This window comes from Roseibium sp. TrichSKD4, from assembly GCF_000148725.1.
Taxonomy (GTDB): domain Bacteria; phylum Pseudomonadota; class Alphaproteobacteria; order Rhizobiales; family Stappiaceae; genus Roseibium.
In genome coordinates this window covers 381,617-384,683 of the sequence record NZ_GL476320.1, presented here as the reverse complement: position 1 = coordinate 384,683, position 3,067 = coordinate 381,617, and the positions used below count along the sequence as shown (strand labels likewise).

Here is a 3,067-nt window from a genome sequence, read left to right as displayed (position 1 = left end):
CCGTTGCTCCTTTGTAAAATTTGCGAAGGTTTAGCTTCCAGCGAGGCCCTTTTTTCGAAGGATCATGACATGAAGTTTGGCCATAAGGGCGCGCTTGCCAGCTCAAGGACATTACCATCCGGGTCGCGGAAATAGATGCTTGTTCCGCCTGCTGGCCAAGTGACCTCCGAGACAATCGGCACGCCCTGCTCCTTTAAGTAGGAGCGCCAAGTGGCCAAAGCGCCAAGGGCGATCCTGAAGGCAAGGTGGCTGTGCCCTTTTGTGTCATGTCCGGGCACAACACCGCCCGGCGTTGAAACGTCTTCACCCGTGTGGCCGCGGTGAAACACCAAGAGAGTTTGGGCCGGGCCAGCGTCATAAGCGTAGAGCCGCTCACCGGCCACCATGCGCGGCAGCCCAAGAACGCCCTGATAAAACGCATGCGCAGCGTCCATGTCATCAACATAGACGGCCGTTTCGAGGATCCCATCAATTCTTGGCGCATCGGACATGTGTCACCTTTTCAAGTTCTCCCACTAACCGCATGGAATACCTAGGTAATCATCGCGGAGATGATTTGGCATGGGCACTGCATCCTAGCACGGTGAAACCTCAAGCGTGGAAGAGGTGTCCGAATTCGGTACGGAAGAACCGGGCATTTTTTTCGCCACAACGCTGGAAGAAGACGATGAGCGAGACAGAATTCGGCAAAAGACGGACAGTCCCCGGTCACGGACGCCGTGTGGCACAAATTCAAAAAGGCCCACGCCAAAAGCTGCTCGCTTCGCTTGCCACAGCGGTCACCGCGATTTTCGGTGTGATACTTGGTTTGATTATTCTCCAGGCGACTGGGCTGCTTGACGTTCTTCTGTCCAGCTTTCAAGCGTCAGCCGCTGGAACAAGCACGTCCAGCTCTTTGGGACTGCGGCCAACTCTAACGGCATTTGAAACCGCCAAAACAGCACCCCTACTCGGGTTCGCCTGGGCCGACCTTCCGCTTCGCTCCATCATCGTTATGACCCATCAGGCCAGTCTCGTAGTAGGCTTGGGTGCGGCTGTGTTCCTCGATCTTTTCATCGCGCGTTACTTGGTCAAACACCAAATCAATCAACAATCTCTTGAACTTATCACCTTTGGCTCAAAAGTTGTTGCCTATGGTCTGGCGCTTATCTGGCTCACAGCGTTTGCCATCCTCGCCTATTACTATTTCGTGGATCCGAAGCTGCTCAGCAATCCGAAGATCTGGGGCAAGTTGGTGATTGTGATCGCCCTGACGGTCAACGGCGCTTTCATTCACACAGTAACACTGCCGTTCATCAAGCAATGTTCAGGACAGTGTCTTCTCGATGTGCCGTTCAAAAATATTGCCACCGTCTTCCTGATGCCAGTCAGTGTGTCGATTGTCAGCTGGTCAGCGGCTTTTGTGTTGGGCGCGTTCAAGGAATTGAACCACGCCATCTCCTCAGAAGCGATTGTCCTGCTTTATGTTGCGGCTCTTGCTGTCACATATGTCGTCGCGCTCGGGATATTCAGCTTGTTGATCCGCTTTCGCGACCAAAATGGCACACAACCTGTTTCGGTCATGTCCGGTAGGTAACTTCATCGCTCAGCCTGGATTATCCAATCTGTCAACAGAACCTGTGCACGAACAGGCCAAATGCTTGCAGGCGCATCGCGTGCGATTTAATTTGCGGCGATGGAAAATGATCTCACACAGATGTCGCTGCTGTCTGGCCTCGTTCCAGAGGATGACGTAGCGAAGGAAAAAACCCGCAAAGCGCCCAAAAAGTCCAAGGCTTCCGAGGTCGAGGCTGCGGACGATGTGGCCCCTACTGCCACGGCGAAGCGCGCACCAGCAAAGAAGCAGGCAGACGCGGCCAGCAAGACAGCTGAACCCGAGGCGGCAGATGAAACAGCGGATCAGCAAACGGGCGCAGAACCGCTTGATGCGTCTGCGACAGCACATCTCGATCAGTTCCTCTGCTTTGCGCTTTACTCGGCCAATCACGCCATGAACAAGGTCTACAAGCCCTTGCTGGCCGAGGTCGGCCTCACTTATCCGCAGTATCTGGCCCTCAGCGCCCTTTGGGAAAACGATCGCGTTCCTGTTGGCGATCTGACCGAGCGGCTACAGCTGGAAACCAGCACGATTACACCGCTTTTAAAACGCCTTGAAACGATGGGACTGGTGAGCCGCAAACGGAGCAAGAAGGACGAACGACAAGTTCGAATTTCCCTGACCAAAAAGGGAAAAGACCTTGAGGAAAAGGCCGCGCATTTCCAGGACGCCATCGCGACGTCCTCTGGATTGGGCGGCAAAGCCTATGCAGACCTTCGAAAGAAAGTGATTGCCCTGCGCGACAACATGCTTGCGGAAAAGGACGGCGACTGAACCGTCCCGCGCCTTACAGAAGCACGGTTAGCGATGCGCTTTCGATGATGCGAAGAGAGCGCAAATTTTCTGTCGTGAAGAAATCAGCGCGAACAGTGCGATTGTGACCATTCCCGCACCGATACCGTTGAGAGCTATCGGCTTTTCCCAACTGGAGGGAAACGCACCGTCTACCAATTGACGGAAGAACTCAACAGGATCACTCCGCAGGATGGTCAAGGCCCGATCCGGGAAGCTGCCGCAGTTATATCCCAACACAACCACACCGCCGACCAGCAACAGACCACTGAAGACAGCAGACATTATCGTTTGCGCCCGCAACTTGCGCAGAATTTCCCTGTCATCGGTGAAAACAACAGAGTCTGGCATGGGTTGTCGTTCCTCGGCTCCTTCGCCGCCCTGTGGCTTCTCGGACTTGGCGATTTGAAGCGCAATCAGATACCCGATCACCACGATGAGCACAGCGCCGCTGGCCACAACCCAAGCCGGTGTTCCGCTTTGATGCGCGACAAACAAGGCGATTGCACCAGCAAGTAAAAAAACAACCGGAAACACCCAGGACACGCCGTCTTTGACCTCAGCGCGAAATGATCTTCCGTCGGTTGAAAGCACCACCTGCACGGGAACTTTCGCGCCAATCCGATGCCGCACAACGTTTACCGATGAGCCAAATGCCTGCCCCGGTCGACCTTGGAA

At 54.7% G+C, this 3,067-nt stretch carries 4 protein-coding genes; 2 read left to right on the top strand and 2 right to left on the bottom strand.

The genetic code is table 11. The features are described 5' to 3' along the window. Positions 1-62: 62 nt before the first annotated feature. Positions 63-491, bottom strand: a complete 429-nt coding sequence (locus TRICHSKD4_RS22525) for a VOC family protein (RefSeq protein WP_009469287.1) — start codon at positions 489-491, stop codon at positions 63-65. Between the two features lie 176 nt (positions 492-667). Between TRICHSKD4_RS22525 and TRICHSKD4_RS28565 the strand changes: the two genes are divergently transcribed. Next, on the top strand, positions 668-1,576 hold the full coding sequence (locus TRICHSKD4_RS28565) for a hypothetical protein (protein WP_009469286.1): 909 nt from the start codon (positions 668-670) through the stop codon (positions 1,574-1,576). A gap of 99 nt (positions 1,577-1,675) precedes the next feature. Beyond that, the gene (locus TRICHSKD4_RS31820; RefSeq protein WP_009469285.1) at positions 1,676-2,371 is read left to right on the top strand and encodes a MarR family winged helix-turn-helix transcriptional regulator; all 696 of its coding nucleotides are present in this window, start codon (positions 1,676-1,678) and stop codon (positions 2,369-2,371) included. A gap of 27 nt (positions 2,372-2,398) precedes the next feature. On the opposite strand, the gene TRICHSKD4_RS22510 is transcribed toward TRICHSKD4_RS31820, so the two are convergent. Further along, positions 2,399-3,067, bottom strand: a 669-nt coding sequence (locus TRICHSKD4_RS22510; RefSeq protein WP_168157065.1) for a hypothetical protein, incomplete at its 5' end; no start/stop codon positions are given.

Bases quoted from the DNA above. Each gene is read 5' to 3' on its own strand.
- TRICHSKD4_RS22525 (WP_009469287.1), bottom strand. From the start codon at position 491: ATGTCCGATGCGCCAAGAATTGATGGGATCCTCGAAACGGCCGTCTAT.
- TRICHSKD4_RS28565 (WP_009469286.1), top strand. From the start codon at position 668: ATGAGCGAGACAGAATTCGGCAAAAGACGGACAGTCCCCGGTCACGGA.
- TRICHSKD4_RS31820 (WP_009469285.1), top strand. From the start codon at position 1,676: ATGGAAAATGATCTCACACAGATGTCGCTGCTGTCTGGCCTCGTTCCA.